This is a genomic window from Halomonas sp. 111, from assembly GCF_052379685.1.
Classification (GTDB): domain Bacteria; phylum Pseudomonadota; class Gammaproteobacteria; order Pseudomonadales; family Halomonadaceae; genus Vreelandella; species Vreelandella citrativorans.
This window is the reverse complement of record NZ_JBQSYV010000014.1, coordinates 94,649-120,858: the sequence shown is the minus strand read 5'-3', so window position 1 is coordinate 120,858 and position 26,210 is coordinate 94,649. Positions and strand designations below refer to the sequence as shown.

Genomic DNA, 26,210 nt, shown 5'->3' with positions numbered 1-26,210 from the left:
TGTTTTGTTGAAGAAAGCGCTCAAGCGCGGGAAAAAGGTTCACCGCTTCGTCAAGCCTTGCGTCGTGGCCTGGGCTATAAGCACCGACGCTAATCAAATCCCGATTACGCTGATAGCGAGAAAACATTTGCTTAAAAGCGCGGGCTTCCTGCAGTTGTTCCGGTGTGGCAATTGCCGTCATCGCACGGCTAATGGAGGCTTCAATATCAATAGCCGGGTAGTGGCCCGCTTCAGCAAGGCTGCGAGATAGCACAATATGGCCATCCAGAATTGCTCGAGCAGAGTCGGCAATCGGGTCTTGCTGATCATCACCTTCGGTAAGCACGGTATAAAATGCGGTAATGGATCCGCCGCCACGCTCAGCATTGCCTGCCCGTTCAACAAGGCCTGGTAGCTTGGCAAATACGGAGGGTGGATACCCTTTGGTTGCAGGTGGCTCACCAATGGCGAGGGCGATTTCACGCTGGGCCATGGCATAACGAGTTAACGAATCCATAATCAGCAACACATTGCGCCCAGCATCGCGAAACCCTTCGGCCAGCCGTGTCGCATAAGCGGCCCCCTGGAGGCGCTGCAGCGGCGAGGTGTCGGCTGGCGCAGCGACGACTACAGAGCGACGTCGGCCCTCCGGCCCTAGAATGTGATCAATAAAGTCTTGTACTTCTCGACCACGTTCACCAATTAAGCCCACCACGATAACATCGGCCTGGGTATAGCGAGCCATCATGCCCAGTAGCACCGATTTACCGACACCGGAGCCTGCAAACAGGCCCATTCGCTGGCCTCTACCGACACTTAAAAGCGCGTTGATGGCACGAATGCCAACATCAATCTGGTCTTCAATCGGCGCGCGGGATAGCGGATTCAGTGGCGCCGAGCTAAGCGTTGCATGGGTTACCTCCTCAACGCTTTCACGATCATCCAAAGGGTTGCCGTTGCCGTCTAAAACGCGGCCCAATAATTCATCTCCGATGGGGAAGCGGCGCGCGCTGTGCCCGCTTCCATCGCCAAGTGGAGAGACTCTGGCGCCAGGCATCAGCCCGGAAATTTCTTCCAGCGGCATAAGGAAGAGTTTGTCGCCCGCAAAGCCGACCACTTCGGCTTCTGCATGTTTATCGCTGTCGGTAAGGCGCCCATCAGGGCCAGGAAGCTCTATACGGCAGGCACTGCCAACGGCTACGCGCAGCCCAACGACCTCAATCACCATGCCGGTTGCGCGTGTTACGCGGCCGCTACTGCGCTGGTGCGGTAAGCGGCTTATCCGCTGCGTGGTGCGGCGTATTGCTTTATGCCAGCGGTGTTGATGAGGACATGTTGAGTCAGACATGCGCGGTCCGCCTATGAAGACGTAGTATGGGGTAAATGACGCTTACGGGCCTGGGACTGGATCGCCTGCCAGCGGCTTTCAAAGGTGGCATCTAATTCACCTTGAGCGCTGGTGACGCGACAGCCACCTCGCGCCAACTGGTCGTCAGGCTGTAATTTCCAGTTAGCGGCGCTAAGCTCATTACCTAGGTGAGTTTCTACCAGAGTATGGTCTTCAGGGTTTAGCCACAGACGCTGCTGCCCAACCAGCGGTGGCTCCGTATGTAGAAGCTCACGGACAATATTCAGAATTTGTTCGGGTGTTTCTTGCAGGGCTTCCCCAGCTAACTGCTTGCCTGTCGCCAATGACAGCGCCACAAGATCGTGAGCAACGATTTCATCAATACGCTCCAAGGCATCTGCAAACTGTTTAGCCAACGTATGCAAGGGCGTAACCGCTTGATGAATCTGTTCCTGGAGCTCTTCTTTTGCCTGGGCGCGACCCTCTTCCAGACCTTTTGCTAACCCTTCTTCATGACCCTGTTGTAACCCGGCCTGATAGCCCGCCTCTTCAGCCTCCTGGCGAAGACGTTCATAAAGCTCCTCGCGCTCCTGCTGTTCGCGCTGATGTGCCTGTTCGGCTGCTTTTTGTGCAGCCAGCACTTTGCGCTGGTGCGCAGACGGCACCGCAGGCGCCTGGTTGGCCTCTTTGTGTTGCGGGACAAGCTCATCCATTTGCCAGCGTTGCCAGCTACGATGACGGTCAAACTCAGGAGACGACGAATTAGACATATTCGTCATCTCCTCCGGCCAGCACGATCTCACCTGAATCGGCTAAGCGGCGCACCACTTGTAGAATGGCTTTTTGCTCCGTTTCAACTTGTGAAACACGAATGGGTCCGCGTGCTTCCATGTCTTCGCGAACGAGCTCTGAGGCGCGCTGGGACATGTTGCGCAAGAACTTGTCGACCAATGCATCCTGTGCACCTTTGAGCGCCACCACCAGCGAATTGGTTTCGACTTCCTGAAGCACCATTTGGATAGCGCGGTTGTCCAGGTCGAGCAGATTTTCGAACAGAAACATTTCGTCGATAATCTTTTGAGCCAGGTCTTCGTTGTGCGCGCGAACGGTTTCGATGGCTGTCTCTTCCTGAGAAGAGTTCATCAGGTTGAGGATTTCGGCTGCGGTTCTCACGCCGCCCATCTTGCTGCGCTTAAGGTTCTGACCATCCAGCATGCTGGTGAGCACTTCGGTGAGTTCCTGCAGTGCGGCGGGCTGAACACCGCTAAACGTGGCGATCCGCAAGACGACATCGTTACGCAGTTTTTCTTCAAAGTGCTCAAGAATATCTGCCGCTTGATGGCGGTCAAGGTGAACCAGAACCGTCGCGATAATCTGCGGATGCTCATCGCGGATCAGCTCTGCAACCATGGTGGCTTCCATCAGGTTGAGCGCATCAATACCTGAGTTGCCGCCGGTTGTCTCCATGATATCTTCAATCAGGCTGGTCGCGCGTTCGCTACCCAATGCCTTGGTGAGCACAGAACGGATATGTTCGCTGGAGTTAAGATTGAGCGCGACAAACTCTTCTGTCTCTTTGTGGAACGCTTCAAGTACGGCCTTCATATCCTCGTGGGATACTTGATTTAGGCGCGCCATTTCCATACTGATATCTTGTACTTCGCTGGCGCTTAGGTACTTGAACACCTCTGCCGCGCTGTCTTCATCAAGAGCGAGCAGAAGAATGGCGCTTTTGCGAGCGCCGCTCATGTCGGCTAGTTCGCTACTCATTGGCATTCATCCAGCTGCGAATAATCATGGCGATCATGCGTGGGTCATCCTGTGCCATGTCACGCAGGTCATTAAGATTGTGTTCGTATAGCGACGTTTTGCGGTTTCGCTTGGGCTTATTGCTATAGGTGTTGCCTTCCTCATCAAGCGCTTCACCCTCAGCCCCAGCCTCGTCTTCCACATCGCCACCCACGCTGGTCGCAAGCGTTTGTCCTGGAAGGACCGGCGCCACAGCGGGTGTCTGCGTATAACGCTTGATCAAGGGACGTAAAATAAGTAGATAAAGCAATAAGGCAGCAAGCGCGACAAGCAGATAGCGCCCCAGGGTGCTGGCAATCGCGAGTGTGCCGGGGTCTTTCCACCAATCGGTTTCAGCCGCATCCTCGCGGGTATCGGCAAAGGGTGAATTCACCACTTCAATTTGATCCCCGCGCACTTCAGAGAAGCCCATTGCCTGGCGTACCAGGCGCTCGATTTGGGCAACCTCAATGTCCGTTAGCGCGACGCGCTCAAGTTCACCTTCGGCATTAACGGTGTCGCGGTAATTAACTACGACGGCCGCAGAAAGCCGCTGAATTTGCCCCAGCCGATGCTGTACATGCTCAACGCTGCGGTCGACTTCATAATTGACCACATCTTCCTGACGCAGACTACGCAGTGCTTCAGGCGGAACGTCATCAGCTTCTTCCTCGTCACCCTCTGCACCTTCTGGCTGGTTAATGGGAGAAGGGGCTGTGCCGGGCGGCGTATTGCTGAGTGCCCCAGGAATGCCGCTTGCCAAGGGGTCGTCACCGTCAAAGGAGAGGCTCAACTGGCGGCTGCGTACGGCCGCTTCATTGGGCGGCTGGTTCGGGCCATAGCGCTCGGAGGTTTGTTCTCGGCTTGAGAAGTCGATTTGTGCGGCGACCTGAGCGCGCACATTGGCCTGGCCCAGGATAGGCGTAAGAATATGCTCGATGCGCTGCTGATAAGAGCGCTCTACTTCCGCGATATACTCAAGCTGGGAGCCGTCAAGATCATTACCTTTCGAGGAATTAGCTGACAGAAGGCGGCCATTTTGATCAACAACCGTGACATCCTCTGCGGCAAGCTCGGGAACACTGCTGGATACCATATGGATAATGGCGCTTACCTGCCCCTCGCCCAGCACGCGGCCGGGTAGCAGCGTCAATATAACGGAGGCCTTGGCCGGTTCGCGGTCACGAATAAACACGGATGGCTTGGCCAGCGAAAGGTGAACGCGAGCCCGCTCAACAGGCCCTAGCGACTCAATTGAGCGGGCCAGCTCACCCTCCAGGCCGCGCTGGTAATTAACCTGTTCAGCAAACTGACTAATACCAAACGCCTGGGTATCCATTAACTCAAGGCCGAGATTGCCGCCCCGAGGCAGCCCTTGCTCGGCAAGCTGCAACCTCAGTGTATATATCTGATCACTTGGTACCAGCAGAGCTTGGCCGCCTTGGCTAAACTGATAGGGCACGGAGCGGCTATCAAGCTCTGCAATAATTTGACCACCATCCGCCTCGGTAAGATTGCTGTATAAAACGCGGTACTCGGGGCTGCTTGCCCACATGAACAGTGCGGCGACAAGAGCAATAGAGGCTGCTCCTGCAATTAGCAGCACTACCAGCGGGCTACCACGTAACTGTTTTAACAGGCGCTCAACCATAGGACTGCTTTTTACATCGCTGTCTGTTGGACCATTGCGGAGAGTGCTTTGTGTCGTGCTGTTTTGACGGCCTGCCGTTGCACCGGTTTCACTCATGCATCCCTCCAAAGGGGTAAGCAAAACAGATGCCGGCCCAGGCGCATCACCAAAGAAGGCATAGGCTATATCCGTCAATCGCGGTTATCCGCCTGGAGGAAAAGGCGGAATTGTGATGGGCGCCATTATCCCGAGGTGTGTCGAGCATAAATGAACGAAAAGCTTGGCTTTTAGTGCGCAATTGTACGTATGAGCGCAGCGACAGCAGTGTTAGGCTTTGCCCATTACTTTATTTAAAGCTGATGAGGCTTATGTATGAGTACGCCGGCAATACAAGCAGCGCTTCAACAAATGCAAGGGCTCGCGACGCAAGCGGCAGCGCAACCGTTAAAAGGTGAGCATGTCTCGACGGCAGTAGGGCAGGGCGGTTTTGGTAGCGAGCTACAGGCATCAATTCAGCGTATTAATCGTCTTCAAAAAGCGGCTGATGCAAAAGCCATGGCGTTTCAGGCAGGAGAGCCGAACGTTGAGCTGAACGACGTTATGGTGGATATGCAAAAAGCGAGCGTTGCCTTCCAGATGGGGCTCCAAGTGCGTAACCGTGTGGTGACTGCGTATCGCGACGTAATGAATATGCAAGTGTAGTGGCTTGAAGCTTCCTTCAAACAAGGCGCCAGAAATAAGTAAGTGTTGCGTTAGCTGGCGCTTGTTTGAAGAAGGCTTTGCCGAGTCTTTATACCTCCAGTGAAATAAGGCGTCCTTGCATTTCTTCTAGGCGCTCAGCAATGGCCAGCACTTCTTCTGAAGGGATCTGGCGAATGACATCCCCAGACTCCCGGTCAATAACGCGTGTCACAATACGTGATGACTCATCGCTAACATCGAACTCTATTCCATGCGCTTGCATCGCCGCGTTAATGCGCTGGATGGGTTCAATCAGCTCGCCTTTTGTTACGGCGGTAGTTCCTGAGACAGCTCCTGAGCCAGTTTGAGCGCCGCTATTGTCTGTCATTGACAGCTGGGCAAGCGTGCTGTCCAGGCGTTGTTGCGGCGTTAGGCGGGGTGTGGCTGATAGTGTTGTTATGGTATCCGTTAGCGGTGATGTCATGACAGCCGTTCCTTGTAAAGATAAGGGCTAAATAGTAGTGATTCAGTAGTAACAACCCATGGATAAGTCGGTTTGGATAAAGCATCAGCCCTGCCTCTATAGCTGAGCCTCCTTACTATTATCGGCTGATACGCCACAAACTTTATAATGGGTTGGTCAGGTATTCTTTTTGTTGCAAAGAAAGTTGGCTGCGCCATTAAAGTCTGGCGCCATTGCGCCGATATCATTTTATAGATGAGCATGGTGTGCTCGTATTAAATGAGAAAAGGCGGGCGGCGGCTACCGTGTTGTCTGACCAGTAACCGGTATCAATTAGGAGTTCAAGCTAGTGACATACTCTCGCGGCAGTGCTGCCTACGGAAGAGGTGCTAACGCTTATGCGCGCGTTGGTGTCGAAAGTGGCGTGATGTCAGCTGATCCGCATAGGCTTATTGTCTTGTTGTTTGAGGGAGCGCAAACATCTATTCGTGCTGCGCGTATCCACATGCAAAGCGGCAACACGAGTGAGAAAGGCAAAGCAATATCCAAAGCGTTGGATATTATCAATAACGGCCTTGGCGCCGCCCTTGACCAAGAAAAAGGTGGCGATATTGCTGAGCGATTGGCGTCACTTTATGACTACATCGCTCGCTTATTACTCACCGCCAATTTGCGAAATGACGAGGAAAGCTTAAACCAAGCGGAGCAACTGCTTGAAAATATTGCCTCTGCATGGCGTGAAATTGGACAACAGCAAAGCGTATGAGGCCCTCATGGCAGCTTCCATAAACGCCCACGATCACGCACCGCACGTACTGTTAGATGCGTATGAGGGGCTGCTGGTTCATGTTACTCAAATGCATGAGCTGGCCAGCGCCGAGCAGTGGGCAGAACTGATTGAGCAGCGCACCCATTATGTCTTGCTGGTCGAGGATGTGCGCAAGCTCGATAGCGTGGTGGTGCTGGATGATCCCGCCAGGCAGCGTAAGGCTGAGTTACTTGAGCGCATTTTAGAACATGACGTGGAAATTCGGCGCCGTTTGATGGCAAGGCGAGATGAGTTAGGCAAGCTAATTGGTGTTTCTCAGCGTCAGCGAGATCTTCATCGTGCCTACGCACCCCAGCAGGGCGCTTCTTTTAGTGCCTTGGGTTCTGGCGATGGAGAAGCGGCCAAGTGAGTGGTATCACACCGTTGATTGATACGCTTATGCATCAAGTGCTGGGCCGGCAGGGGGAAGTGTCGTTAAAGCATGCGTTGAGCGAACCTGTTAAGCCGATACCTCCTGGTGAGGGGCCGCGCGCTCTACAGGGCGATTCACGCCTTGATGGGCGTACTGAACCGGCATTGCTGAATGATTTAAAGCGCGCGCCGGGGTCACTTAACGGTGACAGGCTGTTGGCGCGAGGTGATGCGCAGGGTGCGCCGCCGGGGTCAACACAGACCCATTTTAGTCCAGCAGCGCGCAGTATTGCGGATGTGTTACTGCGCTTCCCTGCGCCACCTGCCGTCATTCGGCCACCCGCGCCCTTGTTGGCTGTGCAAGAGGCGCCAGCGGCGACGGTAGTCGCGGAACGTTTGGAGTCCAGCATACGCGATAGCGGGCTGTTTTATGAGTCCCATTTAAAGCGTTGGTTTCAAGGCGATATGGCACGTCAGCAACTGCTACGAGAGCCGCAAATGCAGCCCGGCCCACGCCCGCTCGCACTGCCCTCAGGCGTTGCGCTACAGCCAGGTGCGCCGCTGCAGCTCCATGCTCCGTTACAGCCCGCCGAGCCGTTATCGCCTAATGTACCGTTTTTATTAAAGGCTTCTTTTTCCGAGTCGCCTTTAACCAAAGCAATAGTGCCCGGCAGCGCTTTGCAGTATGTATCCAATGATCAGACTGCCGCCACGCGTGCAGCCCCAATGCCGAATACAGCAGCTTTTATGCAAAGTGCGCCGCCCGGTATGGAGGATAATGCCAGATTAACGCGTGATGCCATGGCCTATGAGCGCGGCATGGAAGCTCTCAGCAATCGTGGGCACCGCGAAGTCGTCCATGAAAGTTTGCAAAGTATCGTACGTCAGCAGTTGGACATGCTGGTCATGCCAGTGGTTCGTTGGGAGGGTGACGTTTGGGCAGGCATTTTTATGGCGCTCGTGATCCATCTACCTGATCAAGAAAAAGAGGGGGACGGTGAGGGTGATAATAATAAGGAGGAGGATGGATGGCGCTCTGAGATGCAGTTGGACGTGCCTAATTTAGGGGCATTTAGCGTCTCATTGTGGTTTTATCGAGCGGTGTTAAGTATTGATTTAACAACGGCCGATAAAGCCACGCATCAGTACCTGGAGCAAGGTATCCCTGCTTTAGAGCAGCGTTTGAATGCGCTGGATTTGGACAAAGCGCAGGTGCGCGCGCGGTATATGCCGCAGGAGAGTAGTGATGTCCTTGCCGAATGAGCGTAGTCGCCAGGCGGTTGCGCTTGCTTACCAGGAAAATGAACGTGCGCCACGTGTTGTCGCAAAGGGGTACGGCGAGCTTGCCGAGCGCATTATGGCGGAAGCTCACCGGCAAGGGATTTATGTGCATGATGCACCTGAGATCGTAGCACTTTTAATGCAGCTGGATTTAGACGCAGAGATTCCTCCGCGCCTCTATCAAGTAGTGGCAGAGCTGCTGGTGTGGGTATTTGAACTGTCAGACGAAGGCCTAAAACGCCATGATTGAGCCAAGTAGCCAATATATAGATAGTGTGCAACCATGGCGAAGGGGCAGAAAAGTCATCAAGGCGTCCGCATAACGGTTACAAGATTGCGCCTGTGTCATTTGATGGAACATTATGAGTCACACCAATTATCTCGATGAAATTGAAGAAATAAATTTAGCCTATTTGCTTCTCGCGCAGCGCCTGTTAAGTGAAGACCGCGAGACAGCACTATTTCGTTTGAAAATAGATAATGACGTCGCTGAACTGCTGTCTTCGCTGAGTGCTCGCCAGTTGACGAAGTTGGCGCGTACTAACCAGCTGATATGTCGATTCAGCCAGACGAGTGCTCAGCGGTTACGCCAGATCACTGAGAATCCGCGCGATCAGGGACTCGCCGGTCTACACGCTTCGCTGCTGTTAGCTGGCGATACATTTGAGTCATTATCAGGAGATAAGGGGTGACCCAGAAAAGCCTGGTGGATGAAATGCACCAAGTGCAGCTGGCAATTGAGCTGATTGAGCTGGGCGCACGCTTGCAGGTGTTGGAAACGGAAACCGAATTAAGCCGTACGCGCCTAATCAAGCTTTATAAAGAAGTCTGTGGGATGTCGCCGCCCAAGGGCATGCTGCCGTTTTCGACCGACTGGTTTATTACCTGGCTGCCCAATGTTCATTCATCGCTTTTTTACAATATCTACGCCAGTCTGCTGCGAGACACCTGCTGCGAGAGAATCGAAGCGTTTGTAAAAGCCTATCGACTTTACAACGAGCAGATGATGCTAGAGGGCGCCGAGCCCGTATTGGGTTTGACGCGTGCCTGGACGTTAGTGCGCTTTTTTGAAAGCGACCTGCTTGAGTTTAGCCGTTGTACCCGCTGTGGTGGGCAGTTTGTGGCTCATGCCCATAGCCCGGCCCACGACTATATCTGTGGTATTTGTCAGCCGCCATCGCGGGCAGGTAAAACCCGTAAGGCGCAGCAAGCCAAGGAAGATAGCCACGGCATCAGTGAAGGGTAAAAGAATTATCAAATGCGCCTTTAACGAATAGATAGCGTTAAAAGGCGGCGTTACTTTTTAATTAGACTGTACATTAGCCCTGGTATGATAAAGCTAATTTGTACTTGAGCCGGAACGCCACTCAACCATCCGAACAGATGGCTAAGTTTTGGTTCCCTACTTAATACTGAAACACCGCAAGGACCCTGCTTGTGCTGATACTTTTAGGCTATGTAGTCGTTTTGTTATGTGTATTTGGTGGCTATGTGTTGGCAGGTGGCAGTCTAGGCCCTCTGTACCAACCACTTGAGCTAGTCATTATCGGTGGTGCTGGTGTTGGCTCATTTATCGCTGCCAACAACATCAAAGCGATTAAAGCCACCTTCAAACTACTGCCCAGACTCAGGGGAGCAAAAAAATATAACAAAGCATTTTACATGGAAGTGATGGCAATGCAGTACAAGCTATTGTCAAAAATCCGCCGTGAAGGAATGCTGGGCATAGAGCGAGATATTGACAACCCTCAAGAAAGTCCCCTGTTTCAAGAGCATCCTACTGTATTAGCTGATCCGCATGTCATGACGTTCTTGACGGACTATCTGCGCTTGATGGTGAGTGGCGGCATGGAGCCTATGGAAATTGATGAGCTGATGCTGCACGAAATCGAAGTATTTGAACAAGAGGCTCATGTCCCCGTCGATGCGATTGCAAAAGTGGGCGATGCCATGCCCGCCTTCGGCATCGTGGCGGCAGTAATGGGGGTCATCAAGGCATTGACCTATGCGGATGCCACTGCGCAACAGATGGGTGAAATGATTGCCCACGCGCTGGTGGGAACCTTCCTGGGTATTTTGTTGGGTTACGGCTTTATTAACCCCATTGCCAGCTTCGCCGGTCGGCAAGCCCAGGAAGCAGAAAAGATGATGCAATGCATTCGGATAACATTATTGGCAAGTTTGCACGGCTACGCACCTCAGCTGGCCGTTGAGTTTGGCCGTAAAGCGCTGTATACCGCCGAGCGTCCAACTTTTTTCGAGCTTGAAGAGTATGTGAAAAATGCCAGGAAGGGCGGTACTGCATGAGTAAGGGCGGTGAAAAGCGCCCGATTATTATCCGGCGTAAAAAGGTGGTGCATGCGCATCACGGCGGCGCCTGGAAAATTGCTCTAGCGGATTTCATGACCGCGCTGATGGCGCTGTTCCTGGTAATGTGGATTTTAAGTGTCTCCAGTGAAGAAACGCGGCGCGGCGTGGCAGAATATTTCAGTACGCCACTGGTGACGGCGATCACTGGTGGTGATCAATCAGGCAGTACCAGGGTTATTCCTGGCGGTGGCCCGGACCCGACACACAGTGATGGTGAAAGAGCGCGCATCGATACCATGCAGCAGACCCGGCCAAGCATGCAGGAGCGACGTTTCTTCACCGATCTACAGGAGCGCATCGAACGCGCAATTGAGGCAGACCCCGAGCTGCGTCAGCTACGCAGGCAAATGCGCTTTGATTTAACCCGTGAAGGGCTTCGTATCCAATTGCTGGATACCGAGCAACGCCCAATGTTTGAGTTGGGCAGTGATCAGGTAGCCCCGTATATGCGCAATTTACTGCGTACTATTGCGCCGTTGCTTAACGAATTGCCTAACGATCTTAGTATTAGTGGACATACCGATAACGTGCCCTATGCCGGAGGATATCGGGGTTATAGCAACTGGGAACTCTCTAATGATCGTGCCAATGCCTCACGCCGCGAGCTGGTAACCGGGGGGCTTGATCCTGATCAACTGCTGCGCGTATCAGGCTTTGCTAACCGTGTCGTGTTACCCGATACGGATCCTCGGGATCCGGTTAATCGCCGTATTGAACTTGTCGTCTTGCTACCCGAAATCGCAGAGGCGATTCGCAACCCGGGAACGATGAGTTCTGATGCCACGCTGCCTGCTTCTGCGGATGACCTGGTCGAAGACTTAACGCAAGAGCCCCTGCCGACAAATGCGTCGGATTAGCGTTGGCTTGTGACAAAAATATGACGTTAGAGTGGAGTGGTGCATGGATATAGCGGATTTTTTTGACACCTTTTTTGAAGAGGCTGAAGAGTTGCTTGCTGATATGGAGCAGCACTTGCTGGAGCTTAATGTCGATAATCCCGACGTTGAGCAGCTAAACGCTATTTTCCGCGCGGCGCACTCGATCAAAGGTGGAGCAGGTACCTTCGGCTTTAGCGTGCTACAAAAGACAACGCATATACTCGAAAATCTGCTGGATCATGCACGTAAAGGGGAGCTTGTACTGCGTGCTGAGCTCGTGGATACCTTTTTAGAGGCTAAAGACATCATGCATGAGCAACTCGATGCCTATCGCAACGAGGAAGCGCCCAATCAAGAGGCGTACGAAAGAATTTGCCAAGTATTACAGCAGATAGCTCTGGAAGAAATTGGTCAAACATTGGATGCGCCGGTGGAGGCAGCGGCACCTGCACCGGTCGTCCAGGCTGAAGAACCAGCGAAAGCCTCAGCCGGTCAAAACCAGCTGATTGTCGCCCTGCTTAATGTGGTTGAAAAAGAGCGTACGTTGCTGGTTGAAGAGCTTGAGCAGCTGGGCGATGTTCAGTCGCAGTCTGGCGATGAGAAATGTTACGAAGTCATACTGAGTGGCGATGTCAGCGCTGACGATATTGAAGCCGTCATGTGTTTCATCATTGAACCAGAGCAGATTGAGATTCGTGTAGCGAGTGGTGCCCCTGCAACTGCACAAGAGGAGGCTAAAAGCACGCCGCCGCCTGCTCCTGCTCCAGTAACACCGGAGCCTACAACGCCTGCACCAGAAGCTGCGCGCCCACCTGCAGAGGCCAAAAAGACGCCCGATAGCAGTGCTAAGTCGAAAAAGGCGGCCGCCGAGTCCTCTTCCATTCGCGTTTCGGTGGATAAAGTCGACCAGATTATCAATCTGGTGGGCGAGCTAATCATTACCCAGTCGATGCTTGATCAAACGGTTAGCGATTTGGACGATCAGTCGGTGGGCAACAGCTCGCTTCAAAATGGCATGAGCCTTTTGCAGCGTAATGCCCGAGACTTGCAAGAAGCGGTCATGTCGATCCGCATGATTCCCATGGAATTCGTGTTTAGCCGTTTTCCGCGTGTTGTTCGCGATACCGCGGGCAAGCTGGGTAAAGAGATAGAGCTTGTGACCGAGGGTAAGTCCACGGAGCTTGACAAGAGTCTGGTTGAGCGGATTACCGATCCCTTAACTCACCTGGTGCGTAATAGCCTTGATCACGGCATTGAAATGCCGGATAAGCGCGAAGCGCTTGGCAAGCCCCGTATTGGCAAGCTCGTACTTTCTGCTCGCCATCAGGGCGGTAACATCCTGATTGAGGTGCGCGATGATGGCGCCGGAATGGATCGTGAGCGACTGCTAGCCAAGGCACGTGAAAATGGCCTTAGCGTCTCTGACACCATGAGCGACGAAGACGTTTACCAACTTATTTTTGCGCCAGGCTTTTCAACCGCTGAGGCCGTGACCGACGTCTCGGGGCGTGGTGTGGGTATGGATGTGGTTAAACGTAATATTCAGGGAATGGGCGGTCGTGTTGAGATCCAGTCCAAAAAAGGCGAAGGCACCAACACGCGGATCGTGCTGCCGTTAACGCTTGCGATACTGGATGGCATGTCGATTAAGGTCGGTGGGGAGACGTTTATTCTGCCGCTTTCTACCGTGCTTGAATCGTTACAGCCAACCAAAGGCGAGATGTACGCGATGGCCGGAGACGACGTTGTCTTAAAGGTACGCGACGAGTATCTGCCTGTTATTGCGGTTCATGAAGTTCTGGATGTGGAAAACGCCATTACGGATCCTACCCAGAGTATCGCGGTGATCGTGCAGGGCGAAGGACGTCGTTATGCCATGCTGGTTGATGAGCTGGTTGGACAGCAGCAGGTAGTGGTGAAAAACCTTGAAGACAATTACCGCAAGGTGCCGGGGATTTCGGCGGCAACCATCCTGGGGGATGGCAGCGTAGCGCTAATTTTGGATATCACAGGACTGCATCGCTTGAGCAGGGTCAAGAAAGAAGCGAGCAAAGTGATTAATAATCAACCTATCTCTTTTTATAAGGAGGCTGAGCCGTCATGAGTCAAGCAAATAATGAGGCGGTTCTCGCCGCGGATGAAGCTGAAAACCGTGAGTTTTTAGTATTTTCATTAGGCGAAGAAGAGTACGCCATTGATATTTTGAAGGTGCAGGAGATTCGCGGTTACGAAAATGTAACGCGTATTGCCAACGCGCCTGACTTTATTAAAGGGGTTACCAATCTACGCGGCGTGATTGTGCCGATTGTTGATCTGCGCATCAAATTCCATCTTGAAAACGTGGAGTACGGCGGCCAGACCGTGGTGATTGTGGTTAACGTCGCCGATCGCGTCGTGGGTATCGTGGTCGACGGCGTTTCTGACGTCATGACGTTAAACCCTGAGCAAATTAAACCGGCGCCTGAATTTGGTGTCACCCTGTCTTCTGATTTCCTGAGCGGTCTTGGCAGCCTGGATGACCGCATGCTGGTACTTGTCGATATCGATAAGCTACTTACCAGTGAAGAGATGGCATTGGTGGACAGCACCAGTAATCGTTAAGGCGACTGCCGCTACTTTGTACTAAAAAGGCCACACGGAACGTGTCTTCCCGAGTTGAACGGCCCCTCTAGCGCCAAGGAATGCGCCTGCGAGTGACGTTGTGTTTGGAGAAAACATTGTGACACAGCTAATGCGGCAGATGTTGGGAAACATGACCGTGCGGCTCAGTTGGGGGCTGGTGCTTGCTTCCTTTTCGTTACTGGTGATTGTGGCCTGTGGCATCGGGTTTTATGCCCTTCAGCATGGGGCAGCCATCATGCAGGCCGCCAGTGACGGCAACGTTCAACAGGCTGAGTTCTCGGACTTTACCGGCCGCATTCGCTGGGCGCTCATTGCCATTGTGGTGATTACAGTGACGACCGTCGTGGTGGTGATTTGGGGCGTGACGGTCAATGTACTTAAGCCACTGGATCGTTTGGTTGGCTATTTCGAACGCATGGCTCAGGGCGATTTAAGCCAGCAGATCTCGGTACCGGGCAATAATGAAATAGGCCGGTTATACGTTGCGATGGCGCATATGCAGGCTTCTTTATCAGAAACAGTGAGCGTTGTGCGTGGCAGTGGGTCGTCCATTTATGCGCGCTCTCAACAGATTGCCAGCGGTAATAACGACCTCTCCTCGCGTACTGAACAGCAGGCCTCTTCGCTTGAAGAGACCGCCTCCAGTATGGAACAGCTTGCCTCAACGGTGGGCCACAATGCCGATAACGCACGTCAGGCTAGCCAGCTTGCGCAAAATGCTACGTTAACAGCGAGGCGAAGCGGTGAAGAAGTGAGCGGCATTGTTGAAACCATGCAGGATATCAATGCCAGCTCTCATCAAGTGGCCGATATCATCACGTTGATTGATAATATTGCGTTTCAAACCAATATCCTGGCGCTTAACGCATCGGTAGAGGCTGCCCGTGCGGGTGAGCATGGCAAGGGGTTTGCTGTGGTCGCTCAGGAAGTGCGTAGCCTGGCCAGTCGCAGCGCTAACGCGGCGAAGGAGATTCGTACGCTCATTGATACCTCGCTGGGTAAAGTAGAGACCGGCACGCAGCGGGTCAATCAGGCAGGTGAGACCATGCAAGCGCTGGTTGATGCAGTGCAGCGGGTCAGCGATATCATGGATGAAATTGCTGCAGCCTCCGAAGAGCAGAGCAACGGTATTGCTCAGGTTAATCAAGCGGTTGCACAAATGGACCAAGTGGTTCAGCAAAATGCCCAGCTTGTTCAGCATGCCGCTCATAACGCCAATGAGCTTGAAGATGAAGCGGCGCGGTTAAGAAATACCGTTGAGCGTTTTCAGGTTGCTCATAACCCAACGCCTGTATCCGCCTCATCCACGGCGGGGCCTGTCGCGTCCGTCACTTCCAAGCCTCTTTCTATCGGCACTGCTTCAAGAAAGGTGGAAACAGAAGCCTGGGAAGCATTTTAATAGCAAACGCTATAAACAACGATAGTTTAAGAACTGAACAATAAGGCCCCTAAATGCGCAATAACCAACCCATTTCGCAGTGTGAAATCGAGCTAAAAGAAGACGATTTTCTGGTCTCTCGTACGGATTTAAAAGGTCGTATTACGTACACGAACCCGGCATTTATTGAGATAAGTGGCTACACGCATGACGAGTTGATAGGTGCTCCGCATAACCTGGTTCGCCATCCGGATATGCCGCCTGCCGCGTTTGAGAATTTTTGGCAAACCGTACAGGGCGGAGATACCTGGCGTGGGTTGGTTAAAAATCGCTGTAAAAATGGTGATCACTACTGGGTGGACGCCAGCGTAACGCCAATTATTGAAGACGAACAGGTTGTTGGTTACGCCTCGGTGCGCGTTCAAGCCTCACGTGAGGCCATAAAGCGTGCTGAACAGGCTTATGCTGAGATACGGGAAGGACGTAACAAGCATCTCTACCTGGACAAAGGGCGTCTGCGACAGCGTGGTGTCGGCCAGTGGCTGAAAAGGATTCAGTTGAATACCATCCGCGCCAAACTGGTTGGCATGATTGTGGTCGCTGCGGCGTTGCTGTTGATTAGCGGGGGCTTGGGTCTTTACGGTCTTAACGCGTCAAGTGAGCGGCTTGAGAGGCTTAATAGCGATGGTTTGCGCGACGTCGTCAGGCTGCAACAAATTGACCAAATGATCGCCAATACGCGCCAGGGAATGATTGAACCAGAGCGTATGGAGTTGATCAATCAGCGTTTTGAAATAGGTGAAACCATTGAGCAGCGTGCTGAAGAAGTAGCCACCGTATGGCAGGGCTATTACACCCGTGCGGTCAATAACACGCCGCTTGCCAGTGCGTTTAACGATCAACTTCAGGCCTTTCTTGAGGAGGGAATGGGTCAGGCGGCCCGTGTGCTGCAAGCCGAAGAGACCTACCAAGCGTTTACTGGGCTGGACGCCGTCATCAGCGTCATGTCTGATGAGGGGCGGGCACTTTCTGAAAGCGTGAATCAGCTCATTGAGCAAAAACAGCAAGCGGCTGAACAAATGGCGGTTGATGCCCAGCACGCGCAAAACACCATTATCGCAACGCAAGCGGTGGTGCTGGGGGTTGGGTTGGCGCTGCTGATAGCGATTGGTTGGTTAACCTTCCGCGCAATTATACGTCCCCTAAAGGGCGCGTCACGTTTTACGCTGCAAATCGCGGGCGGTAACCTGGCGGCTTCCGCGCCCAAGCGTCAGCATGATGAAGTGGGCCAGCTACTTGATGGGCTTAATGCCATGCGTAAAAGCTTAAGCAGCATTATTGGCGACGTAAAAGGCGGGATAGATATCGTAACGCCTGCCGCACAAGATATTGCAACAGGTAATGAAGCGCTCTCTTCACGTACCGAGCAACAGGCTGCTTCGCTACAGCAAACGGCCTCCAGCATGGAGGAGATGACGGCCACCGTACGCCAGAATAGCGACAACGCTCAAGAAGCCCGCCGACTCGCCGATAATAACTCTACTCGGGTTTCTCAAACGGGTGAGCTAATGACGCAGTTGGTAGACAATATGCAACGCATTACCCAAAGCTCTCAAAAGATGGCCGATATCATCAACACCATCGACTCGATAGCTTTCCAAACCAACATCCTGGCGCTGAATGCCTCGGTGGAGGCGGCGCGCGCCGGCGAACATGGGCGTGGCTTTGCCGTGGTGGCCGAAGAAGTGCGTAATTTAGCCGGACGAAGCGCCGGTGCTGCCCAGGAAATTCGAGGGTTGATTGACGGTTCTAACAAGGAAGTCAATGCGGGCGCTGGGCTGGTTGAAAAAGCAGAAACCGCGATCAGTGAGGTCGCTGAGGCGGCACGCAGTATTACCAATATCATGCACGAAATTTCGGCAGCGTCTGAAGAGCAAAGCAGTGGTATTGCGGAGGTAAACCAGGCAGTCGCCGAAATGGATCAAGCAACGCAGCAAAATGCTGTTCGAGTCCAAGAGACCGCCCGCGCGGCTGCCGCGTTAGAGCAACAAGCAAGCCTGCTGGCGTTATCGGTTGAAGCCGTTCGGCTTAACCAGAAGAGCCCAGAACGCCCTGTTGCCTTGGCGAACACGTTACCTGCTAAACAAGCAACAACGCTTGCCAGCCCCACAGCGCGCAACAAAGTAGCCGCGCCTGCTGTGCAGCGACAAGCGACACCTGTAGAGGAATGGGAAGAATTTTGAGCGAACAACGCGAACCAGGTGTCGACGCCAATCAGTGGGCGTCTAGTCATCAGATTGAACGAGATCTGATGCTCACGGATGCGGATTTCTTACGAATACGAGAGCTTATTTACCAGCGTGCTGGCATCGTGTTGGCCGAGCATAAACGCGAGATGGTTTATAGCCGGTTAGCCAAGCGCCTTCGACATCATGGTTTGACACGTTTTAGCGATTACTTATTGCGCCTGGAGCGTCAGCCTGATGCAAAAGAGTGGGAGGCGTTTACCAATGCGCTGACCACTAATCTGACCGCGTTTTTTCGCGAGGCGCACCATTTTCCCCTATTGGCAGAGCATCTTCGCCATAAGCAGAGCCCGGTCACTATTTGGTGTTCGGCCGCTTCAACGGGTGAAGAGCCCTATTCACTGGCCATGACGCTTTTGGAAACCCTGGGGCCCAAAGCGGCGCAGGCGAAAATCGTTGCCACCGATATCGATACCGATGCCCTAAGCCGCGCGCGCGCCGGTATTTATCCACAAGAGCAGGTGCGCAAGTTAGATGAAGCCCGTGTGAAACGCTTTTTTCAGAAGGGTACAGGGCAGCAACAGGGGCTCGCTCGTGTGCGCCCGGAAGTTTCCGAGCTGGTTGAGTTTATGCCTCTTAATCTGCTGTCGACACAGTGGCCGATTAAAGGCCCGTTTGATGCCATTTTTTGTCGAAATATCATGATCTATTTCGATAAAGAGACGCAGGCAAAGATTCTTAAGCGGTTTGCGCCCCTTATGAAGCCGGATGGCCTGCTGTTTGCCGGTCACTCTGAAAACTTTTCGTATATTAGTGATGCGTTCAAGCTGCGGGGCCAGACGGTATACACGCGGGCTTAATGGAACCATTTTCGTGTTTTTTATACGCCTAATGCGTGGTTATCCGTGCAAAAAAGGCAGCATACCCGGCATTAACTGCAAAGGAGGCGTGCATTGAGCGCTGCCAAGATCAAAGTATTGTGTGTCGATGACTCGGCGCTGATTCGTGATTTGTTAACCGAAATTATCAACTCGCAGCCGGACATGGAAGTGGTTGCCGTGGCGCCTGATCCACTGGTTGCCAGGGATTTAATTAAGCAACACAACCCTGATGTGCTAACACTTGACGTTGAAATGCCGCGCATGGATGGGCTCGATTTTCTGGAACGCCTGATGCGCCTGCGGCCCATGCCGGTCTTGATGGTGTCATCGCTCACGCAAAGCGGTTCGGAAATTACGCTGCGTGCACTTGAGCTTGGCGCGCTGGACTTTGTGGCCAAACCAAGCCTGGGTATTCGGCATGGCATGATGGAGTACGCCAATGAAATCGCCGAAAAGCTGCGTGCGGCCGCACGTTCACGGCCGCGTCAGGCGCGCCATAAAAATGCTCCACCGCCTGCACAGTTAAAAGCGCCGTTAGTCTCAAGCGAAAAACTGATTATCATCGGAGCATCCACGGGCGGCACGGAAGCCATCCGTGCGGTATTAGAGCCGTTGCCTGCCAACTCCCCTGCCATTTTGATCACCCAGCATATGCCGGGGGGGTTTACGCGCTCGTTTGCCGAGCGCCTGGATCGGTTGTGTCGAATAACCGTCCAAGAGGCGACTGATGGTGAACGTGTGCTGCCGGGCCACGCCTACATTGCCCCTGGCGACCAGCACTTAAAGCTCGTACGCAGCGGAGCAAACTATGTGGCACGTCTGGACAGCGGGCCACCGGTCAACCGGCATCGGCCATCCGTCGATGTGCTGTTTCATTCCGCCGCGGAACAGGCTGGGCGTAACGCCATCGGGGTGATTCTGACCGGCATGGGCAAAGATGGGGCTGTGGGGCTTTTGGAAATGCGCCAGGCTGGCGCGCCTACCGTTGCTCAAAACGAGGCGACGTGTGTGGTCTTTGGTATGCCGCGTGAAGCGATAGCCATGGGTGGCGCTGTCGAAGTTGCTGCACTCGATGATATTCCCGCCCGGTTGATGGCAATGGTAGCTGCCTCCGGTCGCTCCCAGCGGGTATAAACCTTTTTACTATAAAAATGCTTGGCGAAGGGGATGATCCAATGACGCGTTTACTGCGCAACCTGAGTATCCATGCGGCCGTTGTGGCGGCATTAATGTGTTTTGCCATGCTGATTATCATGCTGGCGAGCATCAGTTTTCTATCGGAGAACCGAGCACAGGAAAATCTGGCGACTTACGGGCTTATTAGTAGCGATCAGCTGAATGAGATTAATCGGGCCGATTCGCTACTTAACCAGGCCATGCTGGCCATGGAGATTGCCTCAAATTACTTAATGGTCGGCCATATGGGCCGAACCAATGAGCAGTTGGCGATTGCTGCCGACCGTATTGAGCGTTCCGAGATGCGTTTTGAGAACTTTGTGGCGACTCCTCGTACGCCGCAGGGAGAAGTGTTAGGAAGTGAGTTAATCGAAAATTTTCGCGCCGTTATGACATTGGTAAAGCAGCAGCACGAAAGCTTTGCACAGATGGATATGAATACCTATAACGACCTTCGCGATGCGTTAAGTGAACCGCTGATGAGCCTTGCAGCCAGCACGACAGCGTTTGTTGAGTATGGCTTCCAGCGGGTTGATGGTATTGGCCAAGAGGCGCACGCCCAAGGCAACTTTTTTAAACTGGTTAGCGCCATTGCATTGGGTATAGCGTTGCTGGTTACGCTTGCCATTTATATTGGCTTACGCCGCATCGTGACGACGCCCTTAAACGATGCGGTTAAACGGTTAAATAAAATTGCCGAAGCGGATCTTACCCAACCACTACCTGAGGCGGGCAATAACGAGATTGGTCGCCTGTTTTCGGCGATGGCCACCATGCAGCAAAACCTGACGGGGATTGTTGCTCGGGTCCGAGAGGGCAGTTCTGAAATCCACTATGGCACGCGGGAAATCGCTAGCGGTAATGCCGATCTTTCCTCACGTACGGAGCAGCAAGCGGCGGCCATTGAGGAAACCGCAGCCAGCATGGAAGAGATGACGGCCACCGTGAAGCAGAACGCAGATAATTCGCGTCAAGCCAGCACGCTGGCGGCAGATGCCTCGACAACTGCTGAGCACGGTGGCCAAGTGGTCAGCCAAGTGGTTCAAACGATGCATGGTATATCGACAAGTTCGCAAAAAGTGGCCGATATCACCAGTGTTATTGACTCCATTGCGTTTCAAACCAATATCCTCGCACTGAATGCTTCTGTGGAGGCTGCACGTGCCGGTGAACAGGGTCGTGGCTTTGCGGTGGTGGCGGGTGAAGTGCGCAACCTTGCTAGTCGTAGTGCCGATGCTGCCAAGGAAATCAGAACGCTAATTGATGCCTCGGTGAGCCAGATTAAGCAAGGCTCAACGCTCGTGGAGCAAGCGGGCTCTACCATGTCAGACGTTGTCACTGCCGTGCGCCGTGTGACTGACATCATGGATGAGATATCGGCCGCTTCACAGGAGCAAAGCGATGGCATTGAGCAGGTGAGCCATGCGGTTGGGCAGATGGATCAGGTCACCCAGCAAAACGCTGCCCTTGTCCAGGAAGCTTCCTCGGCTGCCGCCTCATTGGAAGAGCAGGCCAACCAGTTAGAGCAGGCGGTTGCCGTATTTAAGTTGCTAGGATCTCAGACGCCTCAGCGCACTTCATTGCCACCGCGCACTTCACTGCCTAAGCAAGCGAGCTCTACGCCGCCTCGCGCTGCGGAAAAAAGTTTACCGGCGGCCTCCGCGCCACGATCAACGCCAACCCACAGCGACCACGCAGAGTGGGAAGCTTTTTAACCCTGACTATATAACTCGTCATCAAGACGTGAATTGATAAGAGGATGAACAATGGCCGACAAGAACATGAGCTTTTTGGTAGTCGACGACTTTCCTACCATGCGCCGGATTGTACGTAGCCTGCTTAAAGAGCTGGGTTTTACCAATGTCGATGAAGCAGAAGATGGTCAGGACGCGCTTAATAAGCTGCGTGCAGGTGATTTTGAATTTGTTGTTTCTGACTGGAATATGCCTAACCTGGACGGTTTGGAAATGCTCAAGGAGATTCGTGAGGATGACGGCTTGAAGCATTTGCCGGTATTGATGGTAACGGCAGAAGCCAAGAAAGAAAATATTATCGCGGCCGCGCAAGCGGGTGCTAACGGCTACGTCGTTAAGCCATTTACCGCGGCTACCCTTGAAGAGAAGCTTAATAAAATCTTCGAAAAAATGGGTAAATAAAGCGGCTGGGCCGAAGGGCCTAGCGAGCGAGGAGATAATACCATGAGTCAGAATGAGCAGGTCGACTCTAACCCGCTATCCGAGGAAGGCGCTGAAGAGCTAATTCATCGCATTGGCAAGCTTACTCGCATGCTACGCGATAATATGCGCGAGCTGGGATTGGATAAAGAGATCGAAAAAGCGGCTGAAGCCATTCCTGATGCGCGAGATCGGCTGCACTATGTTGCCACGATGACCGAGCAGGCAGCCGACCGCGCATTGAATGCGATTGATCGTGCTCAGCCACTTCAGGATGAACTCTCTGAGCGTGCTGAAGGGCTTGATAAGCAGTGGGCTGAGTGGTTTGAAGCGCCCAAGGATCTGGAAGATGCCAAGGCGCTCGTTAAGGATACGCGCAGCTACTTAAGCGATGTGCCTACGATGACGGCGGCGACGAGTAAAGAGCTTCTTGAAATCATGATGGCTCAGGACTTCCAGGATCTGACCGGCCAGGTGATCAAGAAAATGATGGACGTGATCCGTGAGATCGAACATCAGCTTGTTCAGGTGCTGATCGACAACGTACCGGGTGCTCAGGTACGTGAATCGATGCAGCGCAAGGCCGAAGATCAGTGGAAAAACGACAGTGCACGACGTAAAGAGGATTTGTTGAACGGCCCGCAAATCAAGGAGAATGCGCCTGATATCGTCACTGGTCAGGATCAGGTGGACGACTTATTGGACGAATTGGGCTTTTAATGCGGCGTTATTAGAGCATTGTAAAAAGCCGCATCTGGCAATATAAGCGTTTTGTTCAGCCGTCCCTTGGGGCGGCTGACTTTATGGTGCGCCACGCACGATAAGCCGGATGTAGCATGGCAGATAACGATAGCGATCAGGAAAAGACCGAAGAGGCCACGCCCAGGCGTAGGAGTAAAGCGCGTGAAGAGGGGCAGGTGCCTCGGTCGCGTGAGCTAACCACGTTTCTGCTACTGCTGGGCGGTGTTGGTGGATTATGGGGCATGGGGCAGATTCTTTATGATCAGTTGGGAATGGTCATGGAGCAGGCGCTGCTGTTTGACCGGCGTCAGGCCATGGAAGAGATGCCCATGCTGGTCAATGCGCTAAACCTGGGGCAGCGGACGCTGTTTACCATGATGCCGCTATTTCTACTGCTGGCGGTCATTGCGTTAACGGCTCCTGCCTTACTGGGGGGGTGGCTGATATCCGCAAAGTCCATGCAGCCCAAGCTCTCCAAGCTAAACCCTATCGCAGGGGTTAAGCGGATCTTTTCGACCCAAGCGCTGATTGAGCTGGCGAAAGCGATTGCCAAGTCGGTGCTGGTGGGTAGCGTGGCTGGGACGTTTTTGTATCTCAACCTGGGTAAGTTTTTAGCGCTAATGGATCAGCCCGTGCATCAAGCACTGGTCAGTGCGCTTAATATGGCGGCCCAGGCGGCCGGTCTGGTCGTACTGTCGCTAGTGATCGTAATTCTTATCGATGTGCCTTTTCAGCTGTGGAGTAACGCCAAGAAGCTGCGCATGAGTAAAGAAGAGGTGAAGCGCGAGCATAAAGAGTCAGAAGGTGACCCCCATGTTAAAGGGCGCATTCGTCAACAGCAGCAGACGATGGCTCGGGGTAGAATGATGAGCAAGGTGCCAGAGGCCGATGTTATTATTACCAACCCAACGCATTATGCCGTGGCCTTGATGTATCAAGAGGGCAGCATGGGAGCGCCGCGTCTGGTGGCCAAAGGGGCGGATGCTGTTGCGGCAAAAATACGCGAGCTGGGCGCCGAGGCAGGCGTTCCTCGGTTGGAGGCTGCACCGCTGGCGCGCGCCCTTTATCATCATGTGGATCTAGAGGCCGAAGTGCCTGCCGAGCTTTATACAGCGGTGGCAGAAGTGATGGCGTGGGCTTACCGCTTAAAGCATGTTGGACAACAAGGAGGCGAGGTGCCCCCAACTCCCGATAATCTGCCGGTACCCCCGGAAATGCAAACCCCTGGCCGTCAGGCCAGTGGCAATGAGGCACCGCCATGAAAGGTTTAAACCAACTGGTCTCTCAGCGTGGCTGGATGGGCGAGGTACGCATGAAGCTGCTTGCCGGGCCGGTGCTGATTTTAATGATTTTGGGCATGATGATCCTGCCCTTGCCGCCCTTTGCGCTGGATATGCTGTTCACCTTTAACATCGCCTTGGCCATCATGGTGTTGTTGGTCAGCATGTTTGCCGAAAAGCCTTTGGATTTTGCTGCGTTTCCTGCTGTTTTGCTATTTACCACGCTACTGCGTCTTTCGCTTAACGTCGCCTCAACGCGGGTAGTATTGATGGATGGCTACGCGGGCGGCGCATCGGCCGGCAAGGTCATCGAAGCGTTTGGTACCTTTCTGGTAGGGGGTAATTTTGCCGTTGGCCTAGTGGTCTTCTTGATACTGGTCATTATCAATTTCATGGTGATCACCAAGGGCGCTGGGCGAATTGCCGAGGTCGGGGCACGTTTTACGCTGGATGCAATGCCTGGCAAGCAGATGGCCATTGATGCCGATTTAAATGCTGGCTTGATTGGTGAAGAAGAAGCCAAAAAGCGTCGTTCAGAAGTCGCCCAGGAAGCCGACTTTTATGGCTCTATGGACGGTGCCAGTAAATTTGTACGCGGTGATGCCATGGCGGGCCTGGTCATCATGGTGGTTAATATTATTGGTGGCCTGTTGATTGGTATGATGCAGCACGATATGAGCTTCGCCGATGCGGGCCGTACGTATACGCTGCTAACGATTGGCGACGGCCTGGTTGCCCAGATTCCGGCGCTGGTTATTTCCACCGCGGCTGGTGTGACGGTATCGCGCGTTAATACCGAGCAGGATGTTGGTCAGCAAATGATCAGCCAGCTGTTCGTGAACCCTCAGGTGATGGTTCTGGCAGCTGCGGTTATGGGCCTGCTGGGTCTGGTGCCGGGCATGCCGAACTTTGTCTTTCTGTTTTTTACCGCACTGCTGGGCGGTTTGGCTTGGCTCTTGATGCTTCACAAGCAGAAAGCCCAAGTGCAAGAGGAGATCGCTACAGAAGCACCTGTTACCCAGGAAACTCCTGAGGCCAGTTGGGAAGATGTCCAACTGGTCGATACCCTTGGACTTGAAGTGGGCCATCGTTTAATCCCACTGGTCGATGCCCGCCAAAAAGGCGAGCTTCTGGGGCGTATTAAAAGCGTGCGTAAAAAGTTTGCTCAGGAGGTCGGTTTCCTGCCGCCGGTGGTGCATATCCGCGACAACCTGGAACTGCCGCCTAATACCTATGTGCTTTCCATGAAAGGCGCTGAAATCGGTCGTGCCGAAGCGCAGACAGGCAAGTGGCTCGCCATTGACCCGGGGCAGGTCTCTGGGGAACTGCAAGGGACTGCCACTCACGACCCTGCCTTTGGTCTACCCGCGGTTTGGATCGACACCAATCAGCGTGAGCACGCCCAGGTGTATGGCTATACCGTGGTCGATGCCAGTACCGTTATTGCGACTCACCTTAATCATTTGCTACATCGACATTCACCCGAAATGCTGGGCCGCCAGGAGGTTCAGAAGCTGCTCGACAAGCTGGGCGAAGAGCAGAAATCACTGGTAGAAGAAGTGGTGCCCAAGGCAATTTCTCTGACCATACTGCAACGTATTTTGCAGAATCTGCTGGAAGAGGATGTGTCTATTCGTGACATGCGCACGATTCTGGACACTCTGGCAGAGTATGCCGGTCAGCAAAAAGATCCTAATGAGCTTACCGCGCTGGTGCGTATTGCATTAGGCCGGGCCATTACGCAGCAGTGGTTTGCCGGACAGGAAACCCTCAATGTGATGGGGCTGGATGCCCAACTGGAGCAGGTACTGATACAGGCGATGAACGGGAATGGCGCGATGGAGCCAGGCCTGGCTGAAACCTTGATGGATCAGGCGCAGCAGGCTCTGGAGCAGCATGAAAGTAGCGGGGAGGCGCCGGTATTGGTGGTTCAGCACTCGCTGCGTGGCGTGTTATCACGCTTTTTGCGCCGTCGTTTGCGCCATCTTGTGGTCATGTCACAAGCAGAAATTCCGGATGACCGCACGCTGCGTGTGACCACCACAGTGGGTGGCCGCTAACCATGACTGCAAGCAGCGAACGTGTCAGCTATGTGTACAAACAAAAGGTAAGAC

At 53.5% G+C, this 26,210-nt stretch carries 25 protein-coding genes; 20 read left to right on the top strand and 5 right to left on the bottom strand.

Annotation, left to right across the window (positions count from 1 at the left end; genetic code table 11):
- The 4 genes from fliI to fliF all read right to left on the bottom strand — a co-directional run.
- A partial coding sequence (gene fliI / locus ACT3T7_RS12090) for a flagellar protein export ATPase FliI (protein ID WP_444631167.1) occupies positions 1–1,327 on the bottom strand: 1,327 nt, incomplete at its 3' end.
- Between the two features lie 11 nt (positions 1,328–1,338).
- Positions 1,339–2,097 carry a flagellar assembly protein FliH gene (fliH, locus tag ACT3T7_RS12085; RefSeq protein WP_087109081.1) on the bottom strand — a complete coding sequence of 253 codons (759 nt, stop codon included), beginning with the start codon at positions 2,095–2,097 and terminating at the stop codon, positions 1,339–1,341.
- Positions 2,090–3,097, bottom strand: coding sequence for a flagellar motor switch protein FliG (gene fliG / locus ACT3T7_RS12080; protein ID WP_087109079.1), 1,008 nt, complete (start codon positions 3,095–3,097; stop codon positions 2,090–2,092). Before fliG ends, fliH begins: the two co-directional genes overlap by 8 nt.
- On the bottom strand, positions 3,090–4,862 hold the full coding sequence (gene fliF / locus ACT3T7_RS12075) for a flagellar basal-body MS-ring/collar protein FliF (RefSeq protein ID WP_444631166.1): 1,773 nt from the start codon (positions 4,860–4,862) through the stop codon (positions 3,090–3,092). The genes fliG and fliF overlap by 8 nt, the downstream gene beginning before the upstream one ends.
- Before the next feature lie 255 nt (positions 4,863–5,117).
- Here fliF and fliE point away from each other — a divergent pair, with 255 nt between their 5' ends.
- Positions 5,118–5,447, top strand: coding sequence for a flagellar hook-basal body complex protein FliE (fliE, locus tag ACT3T7_RS12070; protein WP_087109075.1), 330 nt, complete (start codon positions 5,118–5,120; stop codon positions 5,445–5,447).
- Positions 5,448–5,535: 88 nt separating this feature from the next.
- Here fliE and ACT3T7_RS12065 read toward each other — a convergent pair whose 3' ends face one another.
- On the bottom strand, positions 5,536–5,910 hold the full coding sequence (locus ACT3T7_RS12065; protein ID WP_193053687.1) for a flagellar protein FlaG: 375 nt from the start codon (positions 5,908–5,910) through the stop codon (positions 5,536–5,538).
- Between the two features lie 328 nt (positions 5,911–6,238).
- On the opposite strand from ACT3T7_RS12065, the gene fliS reads away from it, so the two are divergent.
- From fliS to flhA, 19 genes are all read left to right on the top strand, one after another.
- The gene (fliS, locus tag ACT3T7_RS12060; protein WP_087109068.1) at positions 6,239–6,655 is read left to right on the top strand and encodes a flagellar export chaperone FliS; all 417 of its coding nucleotides are present in this window, start codon (positions 6,239–6,241) and stop codon (positions 6,653–6,655) included.
- 7 nt (positions 6,656–6,662) lie between these two features.
- Positions 6,663–7,067 carry a flagellar protein FliT gene (fliT, locus tag ACT3T7_RS12055; protein ID WP_444631165.1) on the top strand — a complete coding sequence of 135 codons (405 nt, stop codon included), beginning with the start codon at positions 6,663–6,665 and terminating at the stop codon, positions 7,065–7,067.
- Positions 7,064–8,332 carry a flagellar hook-length control protein FliK gene (locus ACT3T7_RS12050; RefSeq protein WP_444631164.1) on the top strand — a complete coding sequence of 423 codons (1,269 nt, stop codon included), beginning with the start codon at positions 7,064–7,066 and terminating at the stop codon, positions 8,330–8,332. Before fliT ends, ACT3T7_RS12050 begins: the two co-directional genes overlap by 4 nt.
- Positions 8,316–8,600, top strand: a complete 285-nt coding sequence (locus ACT3T7_RS12045) for an EscU/YscU/HrcU family type III secretion system export apparatus switch protein (protein ID WP_193056595.1) — start codon at positions 8,316–8,318, stop codon at positions 8,598–8,600. The genes ACT3T7_RS12050 and ACT3T7_RS12045 overlap by 17 nt, the downstream gene beginning before the upstream one ends.
- Positions 8,601–8,712: 112 nt before the next feature.
- A complete protein-coding gene (gene flhD, locus ACT3T7_RS12040) occupies positions 8,713–9,042 on the top strand; it encodes a flagellar transcriptional regulator FlhD (RefSeq protein WP_193056594.1) in 330 nt (109 codons plus the stop codon).
- The gene (gene flhC, locus ACT3T7_RS12035; RefSeq protein ID WP_193056593.1) at positions 9,039–9,596 is read left to right on the top strand and encodes a flagellar transcriptional regulator FlhC; all 558 of its coding nucleotides are present in this window, start codon (positions 9,039–9,041) and stop codon (positions 9,594–9,596) included. The genes flhD and flhC overlap by 4 nt, the downstream gene beginning before the upstream one ends.
- Before the next feature lie 191 nt (positions 9,597–9,787).
- Positions 9,788–10,657 (top strand): flagellar motor stator protein MotA, encoded by an 870-nt coding sequence (gene motA, locus ACT3T7_RS12030; protein ID WP_193056592.1) that lies wholly within the window; start codon positions 9,788–9,790, stop codon positions 10,655–10,657.
- Positions 10,654–11,577, top strand: coding sequence for a flagellar motor protein MotB (gene motB, locus ACT3T7_RS12025; protein ID WP_087109056.1), 924 nt, complete (start codon positions 10,654–10,656; stop codon positions 11,575–11,577). Before motA ends, motB begins: the two co-directional genes overlap by 4 nt.
- 43 nt (positions 11,578–11,620) lie before the next feature.
- Complete coding sequence (gene cheA, locus ACT3T7_RS12020; protein WP_444631163.1) at positions 11,621–13,702, top strand: chemotaxis protein CheA; 2,082 nt, start codon at positions 11,621–11,623, stop codon at positions 13,700–13,702.
- Positions 13,699–14,199, top strand: coding sequence for a chemotaxis protein CheW (gene cheW / locus ACT3T7_RS12015; protein ID WP_087109052.1), 501 nt, complete (start codon positions 13,699–13,701; stop codon positions 14,197–14,199). Before cheA ends, cheW begins: the two co-directional genes overlap by 4 nt.
- A gap of 130 nt (positions 14,200–14,329) precedes the next feature.
- A complete protein-coding gene (locus tag ACT3T7_RS12010; RefSeq protein WP_444631169.1) occupies positions 14,330–15,619 on the top strand; it encodes a methyl-accepting chemotaxis protein in 1,290 nt (429 codons plus the stop codon).
- 53 nt (positions 15,620–15,672) lie between these two features.
- Complete coding sequence (locus ACT3T7_RS12005; RefSeq protein ID WP_444631162.1) at positions 15,673–17,841, top strand: methyl-accepting chemotaxis protein; 2,169 nt, start codon at positions 15,673–15,675, stop codon at positions 17,839–17,841.
- Positions 17,838–18,704, top strand: coding sequence for a CheR family methyltransferase (locus tag ACT3T7_RS12000; RefSeq protein ID WP_087109048.1), 867 nt, complete (start codon positions 17,838–17,840; stop codon positions 18,702–18,704). The genes ACT3T7_RS12005 and ACT3T7_RS12000 overlap by 4 nt, the downstream gene beginning before the upstream one ends.
- A gap of 93 nt (positions 18,705–18,797) precedes the next feature.
- Positions 18,798–19,859: a protein-glutamate methylesterase/protein-glutamine glutaminase gene (locus ACT3T7_RS11995; RefSeq protein ID WP_444631160.1), complete on the top strand. Its 1,062-nt coding sequence runs from the start codon at positions 18,798–18,800 to the stop codon at positions 19,857–19,859.
- A gap of 41 nt (positions 19,860–19,900) precedes the next feature.
- Positions 19,901–21,616, top strand: a complete 1,716-nt coding sequence (locus ACT3T7_RS11990) for a methyl-accepting chemotaxis protein (RefSeq protein WP_444631159.1) — start codon at positions 19,901–19,903, stop codon at positions 21,614–21,616.
- A gap of 51 nt (positions 21,617–21,667) precedes the next feature.
- Positions 21,668–22,057, top strand: coding sequence for a chemotaxis response regulator CheY (gene cheY, locus ACT3T7_RS11985; protein ID WP_087109043.1), 390 nt, complete (start codon positions 21,668–21,670; stop codon positions 22,055–22,057).
- A gap of 42 nt (positions 22,058–22,099) precedes the next feature.
- The gene (cheZ, locus tag ACT3T7_RS11980; RefSeq protein WP_444631158.1) at positions 22,100–22,795 is read left to right on the top strand and encodes a protein phosphatase CheZ; all 696 of its coding nucleotides are present in this window, start codon (positions 22,100–22,102) and stop codon (positions 22,793–22,795) included.
- Positions 22,796–22,911: 116 nt separating this feature from the next.
- A complete protein-coding gene (gene flhB / locus ACT3T7_RS11975; protein ID WP_444631157.1) occupies positions 22,912–24,078 on the top strand; it encodes a flagellar biosynthesis protein FlhB in 1,167 nt (388 codons plus the stop codon).
- Entirely contained in the window at positions 24,075–26,156 is a 2,082-nt protein-coding gene (flhA, locus tag ACT3T7_RS11970) for a flagellar biosynthesis protein FlhA (protein ID WP_444631156.1), read from the top strand. Before flhB ends, flhA begins: the two co-directional genes overlap by 4 nt.
- The last annotated feature ends 54 nt before the right edge of the window (positions 26,157–26,210 follow it).